Source organism: Acidisphaera sp. L21 (assembly GCF_009765685.1).
GTDB lineage: Bacteria > Pseudomonadota > Alphaproteobacteria > Acetobacterales > Acetobacteraceae > LMUY01.
In genome coordinates, this window is sequence record NZ_LMUY01000132.1 from 1 (window position 1) to 14,356 (window position 14,356).

Consider the following 14,356-nt stretch of genomic DNA (forward strand, 5'->3'; position numbering starts at 1 on the left):
CCGGCGCAAGTGCGTCTGGACTACGCGGACTTCGCCGGTATACGACATACCGAAGAAGCAGACGGCTTATTGGCCGTCTGCCTGCAGCATGAGATTGACCAACTGGACGGGGTTTTTTGGCTCCAGCGCCTGTCCCGCCTCAAGCGCGAGATGGTAGTCAAGAAATGGCAGAAGCAGCAGAGGCGCTGATAGCAACCTCCACGACCGTCTTGCGATAGTTTTAGTCTATTAGATGGCCGGCTTGGTTAGATGGCCGGCTTGGTCAACGCAATTGGTATAGTGTTAGGCAGCCAGTCGCTCAACCAACCGCTCGATCAAATCGATCAGATCCGGCGCAGCCAGGGGAGCCGGCCTGCCGACAGCAGGGCTTATTCGCCGCCCCCGATCCCGCTCCGCAAGCGCGGCCAGACTATTCCGGCGGGCAACATGCGGACTGCCGGACGCGTAGCCCTCGATCGCCATCAAAATCCGCATGATGTCCGCGCTGACCGGGCTCGCCGGCACGCCGGGATCGACCAGGTGCGGCAACGCTGCTGCGCTGGTCGCTTCCAACATCGGTAGCAGATCCGTCACCGGCGGTTCTGCGCCCTCCCCGCCCTCCGGGTTGAGGTGACCAGCGCGCAGCATCGCGACATGCTTGGACCCGGCGGCGTCGATCGCCGCGGCGGCGCGTGTTGCGGTTGATCGGCGTTCCCCGGTATCCACCGCGAAGGCATCCAGCATCGCCGCCAGGATCTCGCTTTCCTCGACCTTATCCGGACCGGAGGTGCGGCCTGAGACCAGGTTGTCGACGATGGTTCGCGTCGTCTCGACGTCAGCGCGAATCTCTGCCCGCTGAGGGGCCGCGAGCATGATCGGTCGATTGAGGCGCGTAGGCCCCGATGTGTCCAACTTGGCGTAGAAGACCTTGGCGTAGATCCGACGGCCGCCCAACAGAACGATGGCCTCGCCCTCTAGTAGGGTCTGCAGATCCTGCCAGTCCACGCGAGACACCTGTTTGACTTCGGCGTGCTGGGCCTCACGATACTGGCCAACGCCTCCGCCATGGTAAGTCGTAGCCTGGGTCACCGAGGTCTCGCCGGCGGTCTTCTGCAGCCAGTCGCGCGTCCTTTGCGCCTCCTGCTGGCGCATGGCGATCGTCAGGTTCGCGTTGCCAAGTAGACTTTGCGTCTTTTCTCCAAGTCGCGCCCATATGCCGGAAAGCTCCTGGAAGGCGAGCCAGAACACCACGTTGAGACCACGTCCCATCGCCAACATGCGGTCCATGCCGCTGGTGGCGTAATAGGCGACTTCGTCGAACATGACGTAGAACGGACTATCTCCGGCCATCGGTTTGAGTGCGAATATCTCCTCGGGGTCGCCCTCCAGCCTGGCCCCGAGCAACTGGGCCAGCATGCCGCGCAACCCGGCAACGACGATCTTGCCGAGCGCCGCCAGCGTGTCATCGGAGTTCTCCAATGCCGGCAGGTTGACGACCAGAATGCGTCGATTGAGTACGACGTCGCGCATGTCCACGTCGCCGCTTTCGACCTTGAAGATGTGACCGAGACTGATCGACATCTGCGCGAAGGTGCCGGTGAAGTACATGATGGCGTAGCCGTGTTGCTCCGACGGCTTTTCGCTACGCTGCTCATTGTAAGGCACGCTGATGTCGTAGCCGGGCAACTCTCCGAGATAGGCGAGCAGCGGATAAATGATCTCAAACGGCATATCCGGAGCGGGGATTTCGGTGATTGTGCCGGTCTTGGTGTCGTTAACGAGAAAGACCTTCCTCTTAGCCAAGGTCCAGATCGACGGCAGTTCCAGCGCGAAGCGGATTTTCTCGATGTTGATGGTGATCCCTTTTTGGTCCCGCATCCACACCAGAACCGGGGCAACTGTCCCGATCAACGCGACGGCTCGGCCGCGGAAGACGCCGTTGGTATCGTCCGAGCGTTGTTCGCCGAGTTGGCTCGCCAAGAGTTCGCGGATGGCGTCGGCGTTGCCCGTGGCGAACGGGTTGAAGGTATTCGATTCCTTGACGCCGGAGGCCACGAGGAAATTCAGCGCCAGCACGTCGTCCTCGCGCCCAAACCGGCGCGCCAAAGCCAAGATCAGACCGTAGAGCGTATTGTCGGCTTTACCGTCAACCAGGACGAAGCCGCTGCCTTGTGCCAGGGCGTTTGCCAACATACTGACGATGGAGGTCGTCTTACCTGCTCCGGTCGTTCCCGGAATGGACGCATGCTGGCGCATGTCGGCGTTGGTCAGCCACAGCTCCTGCCCAGTTAGAGCGTCGAAGCCGACGAGGAAGCGGCCGTCGGCCTTCTGCGGTTTGCGTGTCGCGGGGTCCGGGTAGTTCCAGTCCTTGCGATTGGCGCTCTTTGGGAGACGCAACGGCAGAACCACGCGTCGCGTCAGCACCCACGTGGCATAAAGGACCGATATGGGCAGGGTGAGGTTGAGCGATGCCGGATAGAACCAGGTGGTGGTCGCCATCCCGCAGAGGATGAGGCCGGACACGGAGGTGCGAAGGGCGTCGGAAAGCCGCGCCGTCGCCGGCCTGACGTCGCGGTATCCGTCTGCTCCGGACCGTTCATATTGGCTTTGCGGACCGATGATTTCCCGGCGGATCATGGGATTCCTCCTTGCCCTAGAGGTTCGTCAGTGCTGCAGCCCGAACGGGTCGGAGCTACCGCCGGCGGACGCTGATCCGGGTGCAGGTGTCACGGTCGGTCGCTGGGCCAATTGCTGCTGAAGGTTGACCGGGAGATCGCCCGGCGCTTGCGCCTCCGGCGTTGGCGGCGGCATCGCCGCGAGCGACGCGAGGCCCCCCACGCTGGCCCTGGCGGCCGCGAGCGCCTGGGCGTGGCCTGCGCCTGATCGAGCGCCGAGATCAAAGGCCACGATCGCCAGGAGGAGGCCGGCGGCGCCGACCATCAAGGGCCGGGTGTATCCTCTCCCCGATCGCCCGCCTTCCTTGATGCTCGGCGGCAGCCCAGCGACGGGAGACTGCAGCCGGGCTTCTGCCAAATGCAGGTGAATGTGCAACGCCGCCCCGGCGGGCGGCTGGAGCTCGATCGCCGCGGGAGCGGTGTCCTCGCCGTGATCGACGACGAGACGGAGTGGGTTTTGGGTCATGGGAACTCCTGTGAGCGCGCGTTGGCTTCATCCTCTTCGAGACTGGCGCGAACCGCAGCCAGCGCTCGGCCGAATGACGGAATGATGAGGGGCTTGCCCGCGACGCGCTCGGCCGCCCAATGGTCGCGCGCGCCGGCCGCCTCGATCCTGGGGTTGGGATGGGTGGTTTGCCCAGGGCCGTCGCCCTCGAAGCCGAGGGAATGCAACGCGTACCAAAGGCTCCGGTCGATGAGCTTGAGGCAGGCGAACTGCGCGGGCGCCAACACCCCGGCCCGGCGGCGGGCGGCGGTTAGGACGCTCATCAAAGCAGGTGCCGTGTAGGCATGACCGCCCGCGATGCTGGCGGCCTGCACGAACATTTCGGTTGCGCGCAACACGTCATCGGCTAGGGCGACGACGCCGGCCGGAATGTCGTACGCCGTTGCCGGACCTGCGGTTTCGCTTGAGCCCCCAACCGGGATCGCCTCCGAGAACGCGCCCAGGAGGTCCTGCGCTTCGCTGCGCCGTTGCTCGAGATGAAGGCCAAAGGCGGCATAGAGCACCCGCACATGGCCCGGGGCGTGCTGGATGCCGCGCCATATCGGTCCCAGTTGAGCCGTGAAGGCTTTGACCGCTGCCCGTTCATCAAACACGGGCCCCGCGGGGCGGGGCCGCCCGCGCGCGGCGTCTGCGAAGCGCGACACCCATTCACGGGTATGCAGCGCGGGATCGCTAGGGCGCAGCGCGTCCGGCCGCAAAGGCACAAGACGCAGATTGCGACGCGCAAATGCCGTGATGGCGCGGAAGTACAAAGTCTGCTCTCGGATGAGGCCCTCAAGGTCCAGCTTGCGCGTGAACTGCGATGGCGCGGCCCGCGCGAAACAGAAGACGGCCAGGACGAGGATGATCACGATCACCGGGATACGGAGGTAGTGCCCGGTCAGGTTCGCGGCCGTGAGGATTTCCGGTATCGTCACCGCATCGAAGTTGGCCGAGGCGATGGTCTGATAGAGGCCATCGAGGGCCGGCGTGAAACGGTGAATGATCTGGATCTGGTATTCGAGACCATCGGCAACCACGGCCGAGATGGCGCCGTGGTAGTGCGTCCAGCCCAGCCAGCCAAAGAAGGCGAGGCCGATCGCGATCACCGCAAGGCTCAGGAACGTGAAGTCGTCATTCGAAGGCCATGCGGCCCGGTTGCCTGTACCTGCGGCCATGGTGTCAGCCCCTTGCTGGAGTTTGATGCGGGATCGTCGCCTGCCGGACGGCCATGGCCTGAAGCCGCAGCGTCTGGTGCAGCACCTTGCGCAAATAATCCGCTCGATAGCCGGGATCATGGGAGTGGTAGAACCCGACGCCCTCCCAGAAGTCACCATGCGCCTCGTCCATGGCCTGGCGAAGGATCCAAGTTCCGGCCTCGACATTGGCGCAGAAATCGTCCCGGAGGGCCGCATAGGTGTCGGAGGGTGAGGCGCGCCAATGCTTCGCCACGGCAGGCACCCAGATCGAGTTAACCTGCATGGGTCCGATGTCGACCGTCTGGTTCGTGTTCTGGCTGATGCGGCCGAGAGAACCGCCTTCCACCGATAGGAGAATCACGACAACGGCAGGCGGCAACCGGTAAACGGCTGCGGCCGATTCAATGCAACCCACCACAGGTGCTGGGGACGCCGCTTGGCCCACGGCCGGGATCAGCGCCAACGCGCCGGTCAGGGCTGCTGCTAATGCGCGGCACCCCGTCATGCCGACGCCTGCGCGAGTGCAGCACGCGCCATACGGTCCTCCGCGAGGCGCCACACCTCGCCGAGGTCGTTGACCAGGATCGAGTCAGCCTGCGCCGCTTGCTCGACCGCCTCCATGACTGACAGGAGGACGATGGCGAAGCTGTGGGACCGAATGCTGCAAACAGTGTAGCCGAGGACCGTGCCGGGATCGGTCGCGATCTCGATGCCCAGGCTCATGCCCGTCGCCTCGCGCCACACAGCATCGCCGGCGCTCAGAAACGCGGGAAGCAGACCGCTCGGCGACGCGGCACTGTCGGGTGCGTAGGCAAGCGTCTGCTTCGACGCGCGGCAATCGTAGAGGATCGCGCGACCAGACTGCTCCAGGACGTGCTGCAGCGCGCGGCTGACGGCCGCGATGTCGATCTCGTCGCTCATGCCATCCTCCGCCGGTTCCAGGCCGGCACGGCCGGACGGATGGACCCGACGAGCAGGCGACGCAGGAGCCGCGCGACGGCCGGAACGGTGAGGCCGAACCAGGAGATCACGGTAAAGAAGAGAATGCCAGCGATGGCAATGTAAGCCGTCGTCCAACTCCAGTAGAGCACGAAGATGAGCACCGGAATGCAGGCCCGCGCATCGAGAACCGCGACTTTCACCGGCAAGGCGGTGTAGCGCCACATCAGGCAAGCTCCTTCATTTCGACTGCAGCGACCTCGGGGGTGATCCGACCCTGCTCGACGGCATGGCGGATCGCCACGGCGTAGGACTGACCCTGCTCATCGACGGCTTTGCGCGTCAGAGCTGGCCACTCGGACGGATTGGTCTGCAGGAACCGCACGCGCAGTTTGGAATCGAACACCAAGAACTCGCGCAGTGCGGTGCGCCGGCCGTCGGTCGAAATGGCCAGGCGCTGATTGATGACGAGCCTGAGCGATTGCGCGACCTGGCTGATGACGTTGTCGCGCTCGTTCGGCGGACAAAGGCTGGCGATCCGCTGCATGGTCAACGGCACGTCCGACGCATGGATGGTCGTGGTCAGCACGTGCCCAGAGATCGCCGCTTGCACGGCCGAGGTCATCGTCGGTCCGTCGCGGCATTCGCCGACGATGATATCGGTCGGCTCGCGCCGCATGCAGCCGATGATGAAGTCCTCGAAGGTCGGAAGATCGCGCGGAACCTCCGTTTGCGTCATCGTGCTCGATGGGCTCTTCACGCGATCCATCATGAACTCGATTGGTGCGGCCCCCTCGTTGATATTGTAGTTGCCGCGCGGGTCCATCAGCTTTGCCATACTCATCCCGGCGATCAGGGTGGACTTGCCCGACCCTGTGGCGCCACTGACGATGACCATGCCATCGCGGGGCCGGTAGGCGTCGATGATGCCGGCTTCCACGAGCTGTTGTTCCAATGTCGGGGGCAGTTCGGGAATGGGGCGCAGCACGATATTGGCCGCATGGCTCCGGCTGCTGCGGATCGGGGTGGCGTTGAGCCTGAAGCGCAGCCGGTCTGAACGACTGCGTGAGATCGAGTAGGCTACATCGAATGCCCGGCCGCCCTGCAGCCGTGCCGTGCCGTCGGCGCCGTACAGGTGATTGGCGATGCCGGCGATCTCCATCTCGTCGAGCGCGTGCGCAGTCACCTGGCGGTTGATGCCGTGCACCCGGATCCAGACGGGGTGGCCCGTCGTGAAAGCAATGCGGGACGCGCCCGCGTCGTAGGCCCACGCTAGCAGGGAATCCAGCCCGGGCGCGTCCTTACGTGGCTCAGCGACCCATCGCAGGCCTTCGCCCGGCCACTTGTCTTCAGCGCCCGGACCGTCCGGCGGCGGAGTGACAGCGTTCATGGCGTTTTTCCCTTGGGATCGGCGAGCCTGGGGCATCTGGGCGCCATCTTTGGTCCGGTGCTCATTGGCAGCCATACCCGCCGCCGGTACGGCGGCCCTGCAGCCCGGGTTGGTCGGTAATGCGGACGACATGGTCACCGACGTGCAGCGTGTCGCGGCCGCCCTGGACCGCTCGGTTCTGGAAAGCGATGCGCGGCTGCTCGACCAGGCCGGACCGCAGGAGCACGCGGTAGCGAGCCATTCCGGTGATATCGCGCTGCAGGCGGCTTAAATCGGACAGGAAGATGTCGACCGCCTGCTTTTCTCCCTTGCCCCATCCCTCAGCGACCCATTTGTTCCAGTAGGCCACCTCCTTGTCCGATCGCGGCAAGGCTGCGTCCGCGGGACGCTGCGGAGCCGCCCAGGTGCGCACAAGATACTCGCGCCAATTCGGCGGCGCCGACGTCAGCTGCGCCTCGCGTGTGATCTCATAAATGCAGGCCGTCTCACGCGCGACCTGCCCGCCTTCGCCGAGCGCGAAGGCGAGCTGAGCCTGCGTGATGATGGGAGGTCGCATCAAGGTCTGGCCGCTGCCCACTGGAAGGACGAGCGAGCGGAAATCGAAGGTGGTGTCCAGCACCGGCTCATAACGCCGGAGCATTTCGTTGATGGCGAACGCACGGCCGGCAAGGCCGCCCTGGGCACCGTAGATCATCGCGGCTTGCTGCAGCTCCTCCGCCCGGCCGGGCTTAAGGCCATTGCCATGCTGATCTCCCGGCCGGGCCGCCTGCAGGGCCTCCAGCGAGGGCGGGGCGTTGCCGCCGACGACCGACGGAATTTCCGAGGCACCGGTCACCGGCTGATTGAGCGGGTTGCCCAGCGTTTGCGCCGCCTGATCAACCTGTGCCGCCGATGGCGCGGGCGGCACGGGCTGGGGGTAGACGCCGCCTTCCGCATGTCCCACCCGGCTCACCGCTAGCGACGCCATGACGGTCGCGGTGCAGAGGACCGATCGGAGCTTAAACATGGTGCACGACCTGGACCTGATGGTGGAGCGGATCGACAGCGACGGTCGCGATCGCGCCGGCCTGCGTGCCGAGTGCCTGGAAGGCGCCGAGCACCTGCCCATTCACAGTGACAGCGACGATAAGAGGCTGGGGATTCTGCGGCCCGGAGACGGCAACCGAATAACCGATGCTGTTGGCGAGCTGCTTGACGCCAGCATCGAGCGGTCCGTTCCAGACGAACTGAACCGGTTTCTCCAACTCGGCGGGAACGACGGGCGTCGCGGTAGCGGCGGCGTATCCCGCGGGCTGCATGCCGCCGATCTGCGTCATGTCACCGTTGACTTGGTCGAGCGTGCGACGCAATGCCAGTTCGGCGTTCGGCATCCCGGTGGTCGAGACGTCCGTCGGGACATTTGTAGCGGCGCATCCCCCAAGGAAGCCAAAACCCAGTAGTGCCGGAACAATCCGGGCTGTCATCGTCCGCATCTCACTGCTCCAAACTTCGTAGCGGCAGAGTGCCAACGATCGGGGCGAACCGATGAGGCTTCGCAGACAATTGTCGATCTCGGTGTCGATGGACCCATGCGATCTACTCCCTGTCTGCTCCCGGTCTACCTTTTGTCACTCCGCAGCCACCATCATCGGCGGTGCGTCTTCGAACTCCTGGTCACGCAGCTTCATGCCCATGCCGGTGCCGTCGATCAGCTCACGCGCCAACTCGTCGATCACACCCAGTTCCGCCTTGGTGTCGAGTTCGCCGCGCGTCAGCCGCTCGGCCTTGCGTCGCTCGATCTCCTTGAGCGCCGAGCCACGCGGAAAGACCTTGGCAAGCCGCCGCAGGCCCTCGCTAAAACCCACCCGATCATACAGGCGGTTGCGCACGCCAGTATCGCCGGGCGTGGTGCTCAATGCCCAAAGCTCGATCGGCCCAAGGCTGTTGACCAGCATTTGCTCGTACTTGGCGCCGTCGGCCGAGAACACGGCGAGGAATGGCGCCCCGCCCGGCCCTGGTCCATGCAGCCCGTAACGGACCACGCCGGCGCTCGCCTCGCTCAGGTTGAAGCGCGAAATGATCTCCTCAGCCTCTTTCTCGTCGCCGGCGCGCAGGATGAAGCGGCCCGTCGCCTGCGAGGTGATGCCATCCCCCATGTCCTTGAGCCGCTGCGACGAGAAACCCAGCTGGATGTTGTGCTTGCGGCCTTCGCGCACGTCCAACTCAGCCTGCGCCCGAACCTGTGGGCTGCCTTCGGTCCGGTGCCATTCGTCGTAGTCAAGGCGCTTGACAGACTCCATGACTTCCTGAAAGCGGATGCGGTGATACTCGCGCACCGTCTCCGGTACATATTGCGCATAGTCCGGATGCAGGAAGAAATTGCGGGCCAGGAGATGCCGGGCCAGCATGTACATCATCTCGGTCTGCCGGTTGGCCGACGCCGAACCCGTCGGGGCCACGGCCGCGAGATCGAGCACGATGATCCGCGCTGGGCCGAAGTCCAACCGCGTCGGACTATTGAGCGTGGGATATTTGCGGATGACGTCAAAAATGTAGCGCTCGAAGAGTGAGCAGGAATCTTCGTGCGTCGCGTCGATCTTCAGCTTGTTGAACATGTCCCGCACCTGGTCGGTCCGGGAGGCGTTGATTAAATCCTGCAGCACGGGAACGGCGTGGCGCTGGGCGACGCTGGCGAGCCGATATTCCTCCACCGCGATCAACTCATCGACCACGTCACGCCACCATGGCTCCTCGTGCTTGAGGGTGATATGCTGGCTGCGCAGCATCGCATCGACTTCGGGCTCGACGCCGGCGCGGTAGCGCTTGGGTGAACCGCCCGGCACGTCGGTGCAGAGCCGGTAAGCCTCGTCCACGACGAGGCTGATCATCTGGTTGATGCCCTCAAAGGGCTTGCTGGTATCCGGCGGCAGTGTCGCCAGCGCCAGGAAGTTCTGCAAGAAGGCGCGCTCCAGCGGCAGCGGATACTGACACCCGACCTGCAAGTCGAAGATGTTGACCTCATAGCCGGCGCCGAACTGCATGGTGACGAAGATGGCTTCGTGTCGCCGCTCGGGACCGAGCGCTTCCTGGACCAGCCGCACGAACCCCTGAGCAGAGGGTCCAATGTCGGCCTTGCCGATCAGGGGAAGCTTGGCACCTCGAGAGCCCATCACGGCGGTGGACAGGCATAGGCCGAGATTGATCGTGTTGGCCAGCACGCTCTTGCCGGAGCTGGGCGGCGCCACGAAAATGTCGAGGACGAGCGGCCGCATGGAGCCACCCACGGGATCATACGGCCAGATTGCCCCGTCGGGCCTGCGGAAGAGCACCGAGCCGCGCTCCCAGGGGGATGCCGTTCGGTTCCAGGGCAACATCGACAGCGCATCACCAAGCAGGGCCAGTGAGGCGGTGCCAGTCGAACTGAGGGACAGGCCCGGCACGCTGCTCATCGCACCCTCCAGCGGGTCGCCGCAGACACTGGTCGCCCGGCAATTGCCCCAACCTTCGATCCGTTGGCTCAGGGTCGATGCGCGACGGCGGAGCTTGCGGTTGTCCTCGATTGGCGCCCAGGTTGCAAAGGAGGCGCGCAGCTTGACCGAGATGTGGTTGTTCTGCTCCCGTTCCTGCCGAAGGGCCGCGAAGGCCCGCCGCAAATCGCCGTTGCTCGGAAACATCGCGAGGAAGCTGGCGCCGATCTCCTTCATCGCCATCGAGGCTTTGCCTCCACCCTCCACGACGATCGCGCCGCGCCAGGGAATGCGATCCTTGCCGAGCGCGGCGGCCAGTTCGATGAAGGGCCGTGGGTCCTCCGGACCGACGGCCATGTCGATCGGGGCATACTCGTAATCGCCGATCTGCACGCGTTGGCCACCTTGGGTGATGGCATCGGCATAGAAGACCTGGCTGCGGATGGATGGCCACAGCATGTGCTCCGGCTGCGCCTTTTCGTCATCCTCCGGGCAACGCGGCATGACCCGGTTGCCAATCAGCGACGGCCGCCACGGTGATCCCGCGGTTTCGCGGTAAATCGATTCACGAATCACCTTGAGCGCGGCATGCGCATCGAGCTCGACGCTGGCAACATCCGCATTGCGCAGCGAGGCGACGACCCGTCCAACGAACGCCGAATGACGGGCCGCCATAATGTCGGATCGGAGATAGAAGCGTTGGGTATCGCCCACACGCGGAAGCTCACGGGCAAGCGCGTCCTGCTCCTCCTTCATTTGCTTGCGCTCTTCCTTGGTGAGCACCCCCTTGCGGCTCCAGAGAACGTAGTAAGCGGCTTCCCAACGCATGATCTGAGGCCAGAGCCGCGCCCGCTCGTCGAGAATGTCGGTCAAGTCGATGTTCAGCTCGCGCGCCACTGCCCTGCAGCTATCAAGGTTGAGGCGGTTGATCTCGACCGCGGAGAGCTCTGGGTCCGAAGCAAACCACCCGACGATGGCGTGGCCGCGGCCTTCCAAGGACCCCGACAGGTCCACCCGCTGTGCCATGGCGATGCGAGCGACATCATCGCGCGTGGCCATGCGGCGCATGCCGTCCACCCGCACGATCGAAACATAATCGCTATGCTTGGTGACCAGGGCGTCGCCATGGGTCGTCTCGACGTCGCAGTAGCTGTAGAGCGGCTGACGCAAGGTCAAGGACAGACTGGCGAGGAGCTTGGCGATCATGAGGGCGCCTCAGAAAAATTGTGTCAGGACGACGGCGCTGCAGGCGCGCCCCAGTCGCGCAGCATCGTGGGATAGATATCGACCGCCCCCTCGAAGAAGCGGCCAAGCGGCAGCATCCGCACGCCGCCGAGAAGTGCCGCACGGCGTTCGTAATCGGGGGGCGTGAGCTCCCGCAATGCGGCGCCGAGTTGACGCGGTGATTGCGTTCCAAGGCGCAATTCCGCCATGGCGCTTCGCTCGTAGAGCGCGCGGTAGGCGCGATAGGCGGCGGAAATGGTCGGTGCAGTGCGGGCCATATCCCCGTAGATCGTTGGGGACAGGCCTGCCGCTGCACAGGCGAGATGGATCTGGCGGGCCAGGACAATGAGCGCGGCCTGGGCCATTTCCGGGAGCCAGATCAAAATGGCCTCGTCATCGACCGTCGGCCGGTTCAGATGCTGCGGCAAATGACACAGCGGGCAACTCACGGCGAGATTGGCCGGACTTTCGTCATCATGGTCGTCGTTGAGATGATACGGCACCTGCCAGCCCGCGGTCGGCTGACCGCAGAACTGGCAGGTAACCGCAGCTTGTGCTGCCATCCGCCCGCCCAATCCAGAGTCGGCAATCCAGGCCGAGGGGTGGGCGGACAGAACGAGCGGATGGCGCGCCATCTCTAGCCGCCAGCGCCGAAGGTCACGGTGCCGGCCGTGCTAGTGATGGTCGAGTTGGCGCCCGAGGCGGTATTGGCTGCCTTGTTGATCCACGTTCCGCCGGATGCGAACAGCCCGGCAAGCACCAGGCCGGCCAACCCCATGGCGACACGCCCGCTCTCGCGGTTTTGCGGCTGGCGCGACTGCCACAGCGCCCAGGCGCCGCCGACCATGCAGATCAGGGCCGCTCCATACATCGCCATGGAGCCGACGAAGCCACCCGTGGTCGAGCCTTCCTGGGCCATCTGCTGGACCTGGGCGCCGATGCCGGCCGTACTCGGCGTCGCCGCTTGCGCGAAGGCATGCCCCGCCATAGCCATCGAAGCCAGTGCACCCATGATCGGGGTCTTGAACCCGAGCAGCGCGTTCCGGGCGCGGGTGCCATGAAGTCGGATGCCGCGCGGCTGGAGCCGCATCGGCACGATCGAGTTATTGTGCTTGATATTCACTTGGGTGCTCTCCTTGCCGAGGGACCATCCCTCTGCAGAAAGACTGACCGGGATTGGGGCGAACCGATCAGAAGAATCTTCGATTATGTCGTGAAGATTCCGACCAGCCATTGCGACACGGTGTAGACGTTCATCAACATCGCGCCGAAGACGAACTGAACGCCACAGCCGCCCCACTGGCGATTGCTTCGCCCATTGACGGACGCGCGCCACGCCATCATCGCGAAGAAGCATGTCATGGCGCCGAATACCTGAAAGAAGCCCTCGAACGCCTGCACGATATTCAGCACCGTGTCGCCCGGCGTTGCGCCAAGAATGTTGGTCGTGTCGGGCGTCGAATAGCTCGTGAGACCGGCCACGACCGATGTCGTGACCGATGAACCGCCGCTGATATTGACCTTGTTCAAGATGGCCGGGAACGACGCGCAGGCGCCGCTGAGCACCAGGGAAAGCCACGGGATCCACGGGCGTCCGCGAAAAGGATTCTGCGGCTGCGCTTGCTGCCAAAGACCCCAGGCCGCGAAAAGAAAGAGACCGATGGCGCTGCAGTACAAGAAGCTTGGCAGCAAGACGGCCAGAACGAGGGCGACCTGCTGCGCGAAGTTGACCAGACCCTGCATCGGCCGTCTCCTACTGGATCAGCCCGTGATCGGTCTTCACCACCCATTCGGTGCCACGCTGGCTGATGCTGACGACCTTTCCCCAGCCCGGAATGCTGTCTCCCGGTGCCACGGGCAGCTGCTGCGCCTCGCCTCCCGACACGTCCAGTGCCGATAGCATTGCCAATCCTGGAGATGCCGCCTGCACGTGATAGCGGGGCTGAGCCATCGTCCCCGTGGGCGCCGAGAGGTTAGCCTTGATGACCGGCGGAGCAGCTACGGCATTGACCTGCGGGGGTATCGCGACAGCAGGCTGTACGGGCGCCGTCTGTATCCCCATCGCCGCGCTGACGGCGCTGCGCGCTTCGGCGAGCGACAAGCGACGGCCAAAATCGGTCAACGAGCCATCGACGCGCTGTCCAAGATTCTGCTGGTCTTGACGCAGCTGCGCAATCTCGGACCGTTGATCGCGGACCAGCGTGCCCAACTCCGTGAGGAGCTGCAGCACCTGGAGCTGCTGCTGATCCGTCATGGGTGCCGGACGCAACAACGCGATCGTCGCAACTGCATCCTTCGGCGTCGCCGCCGGTGCCGGTGCCGACACTTGAAGTGTTGACGGCGCGGGCTTCGCGGCTTCAACCGCTGCCGGTGTGGGATGCGCAGACGCTGGCTGACCGATCTGGTGGACGGCCTCCGAATCACTCGAAGACGGCAGCGGATGTGTAGCCGTGTCGGCTGGTGGCTCTTTTGGTAAAACAATCGCGACCGGCGGCGGGCTAGCCGCGATCGGCGTCGCCTTACTTGGGACCGCTGACGAAAGGGCGACTGGCGGGACCGGCGCTGTCTGACCGCCAAGCCGGAGGAATTCCGCCATGTCGTCGCCACCGGCAGCTGCTTGTGGTCCGGGTGGCTTTGGCCGGTATAGAAGTGGCGAGGCGGAGGGATCCGGTGCTCGGGCTAGCTCGGCAGCCGGAGCAAGAGGGGGCGCCGGTTTGGGCGGCGTGTTCAGGACCTCATCGCGGACAGGTGTCGCGAGTGTCGTCGCCCGGTGCAAAGTGTAGAGGTTGTAGGGCGAGATCCAAAACATGCCGGCCGCGGTCACCAGAACCGCAGCGCTGCATGCCGTGATCATCAAACCGTTCCGGCGCCTTTTGCCATGCGGCGGGGTAACGGGCGGTCCAGACGTCAACTTCTCGCCCGCTGTGATCGTGCGGAACGCCTTCAGGCGATCCTCACCAACATCAGTATTCGAGTGGGATAGCGTCTCCGCCTCCTCCACTTGAATCTCGGGACGGCCG

The 14,356-nt window shown here is 64.6% G+C and carries 15 protein-coding genes; 1 reads left to right on the forward strand and 14 read right to left on the reverse strand.

Annotated elements, in window-relative coordinates:
- Positions 1 to 189, forward strand: a 189-nt coding sequence (locus GSQ76_RS24340; RefSeq protein WP_174247396.1) for a peptide deformylase, incomplete at its 5' end; no start/stop codon positions are given.
- Between the two features lie 93 nt (positions 190 to 282).
- On the opposite strand, the gene GSQ76_RS24345 is transcribed toward GSQ76_RS24340, so the two are convergent.
- The 14 genes from GSQ76_RS24345 to GSQ76_RS24410 form a co-directional block, all read right to left on the reverse strand.
- Positions 283 to 2,616 (reverse strand): type IV secretory system conjugative DNA transfer family protein, encoded by a 2,334-nt coding sequence (locus GSQ76_RS24345; protein WP_158746696.1) that lies wholly within the window; start codon positions 2,614 to 2,616, stop codon positions 283 to 285.
- A 27-nt stretch (positions 2,617 to 2,643) separates the two neighbouring features.
- Positions 2,644 to 3,120: a hypothetical protein gene (locus tag GSQ76_RS24350; RefSeq protein WP_158746697.1), complete on the reverse strand. Its 477-nt coding sequence runs from the start codon at positions 3,118 to 3,120 to the stop codon at positions 2,644 to 2,646.
- Positions 3,117 to 4,316, reverse strand: coding sequence for a hypothetical protein (locus tag GSQ76_RS24355; protein ID WP_158746698.1), 1,200 nt, complete (start codon positions 4,314 to 4,316; stop codon positions 3,117 to 3,119). Before GSQ76_RS24355 ends, GSQ76_RS24350 begins: the two co-directional genes overlap by 4 nt.
- A 4-nt stretch (positions 4,317 to 4,320) precedes the next feature.
- Positions 4,321 to 4,800 (reverse strand): lytic transglycosylase domain-containing protein, encoded by a 480-nt coding sequence (locus GSQ76_RS24360; RefSeq protein WP_216851277.1) that lies wholly within the window; start codon positions 4,798 to 4,800, stop codon positions 4,321 to 4,323.
- Between the two features lie 38 nt (positions 4,801 to 4,838).
- The gene (locus GSQ76_RS24365; RefSeq protein ID WP_158746699.1) at positions 4,839 to 5,258 is read right to left on the reverse strand and encodes a hypothetical protein; all 420 of its coding nucleotides are present in this window, start codon (positions 5,256 to 5,258) and stop codon (positions 4,839 to 4,841) included.
- Positions 5,255 to 5,503, reverse strand: a complete 249-nt coding sequence (icmT, locus tag GSQ76_RS24370; RefSeq protein ID WP_158746700.1) for an IcmT/TraK family protein — start codon at positions 5,501 to 5,503, stop codon at positions 5,255 to 5,257. The genes GSQ76_RS24365 and icmT overlap by 4 nt, the downstream gene beginning before the upstream one ends.
- Positions 5,503 to 6,666: a type IV pilus twitching motility protein PilT gene (locus GSQ76_RS24375; RefSeq protein WP_158746701.1), complete on the reverse strand. Its 1,164-nt coding sequence runs from the start codon at positions 6,664 to 6,666 to the stop codon at positions 5,503 to 5,505. The genes icmT and GSQ76_RS24375 overlap by 1 nt, the downstream gene beginning before the upstream one ends.
- A 61-nt stretch (positions 6,667 to 6,727) precedes the next feature.
- Complete coding sequence (locus tag GSQ76_RS24380) at positions 6,728 to 7,633, reverse strand: type IV secretory system conjugative DNA transfer family protein (RefSeq protein WP_254070612.1); 906 nt, start codon at positions 7,631 to 7,633, stop codon at positions 6,728 to 6,730.
- Between the two features lie 31 nt (positions 7,634 to 7,664).
- Entirely contained in the window at positions 7,665 to 8,138 is a 474-nt protein-coding gene (locus tag GSQ76_RS24385) for a DotD/TraH family lipoprotein (protein ID WP_158746703.1), read from the reverse strand.
- A gap of 135 nt (positions 8,139 to 8,273) precedes the next feature.
- Positions 8,274 to 11,318, reverse strand: coding sequence for an ATP-binding protein (locus GSQ76_RS24390; protein WP_158746704.1), 3,045 nt, complete (start codon positions 11,316 to 11,318; stop codon positions 8,274 to 8,276).
- Between the two features lie 23 nt (positions 11,319 to 11,341).
- The gene (locus GSQ76_RS24395; RefSeq protein ID WP_158746705.1) at positions 11,342 to 11,971 is read right to left on the reverse strand and encodes an HNH endonuclease; all 630 of its coding nucleotides are present in this window, start codon (positions 11,969 to 11,971) and stop codon (positions 11,342 to 11,344) included.
- A 2-nt stretch (positions 11,972 to 11,973) separates the two neighbouring features.
- Positions 11,974 to 12,459 carry a hypothetical protein gene (locus GSQ76_RS24400; protein ID WP_254070613.1) on the reverse strand — a complete coding sequence of 162 codons (486 nt, stop codon included), beginning with the start codon at positions 12,457 to 12,459 and terminating at the stop codon, positions 11,974 to 11,976.
- Positions 12,460 to 12,542: 83 nt separating this feature from the next.
- A complete protein-coding gene (locus GSQ76_RS24405) occupies positions 12,543 to 13,079 on the reverse strand; it encodes a hypothetical protein (RefSeq protein WP_158746706.1) in 537 nt (178 codons plus the stop codon).
- Between the two features lie 10 nt (positions 13,080 to 13,089).
- Positions 13,090 to 14,356: hypothetical protein (locus tag GSQ76_RS24410; RefSeq protein ID WP_216851278.1), on the reverse strand; the 1,267-nt coding region annotated here is incomplete at its 5' end.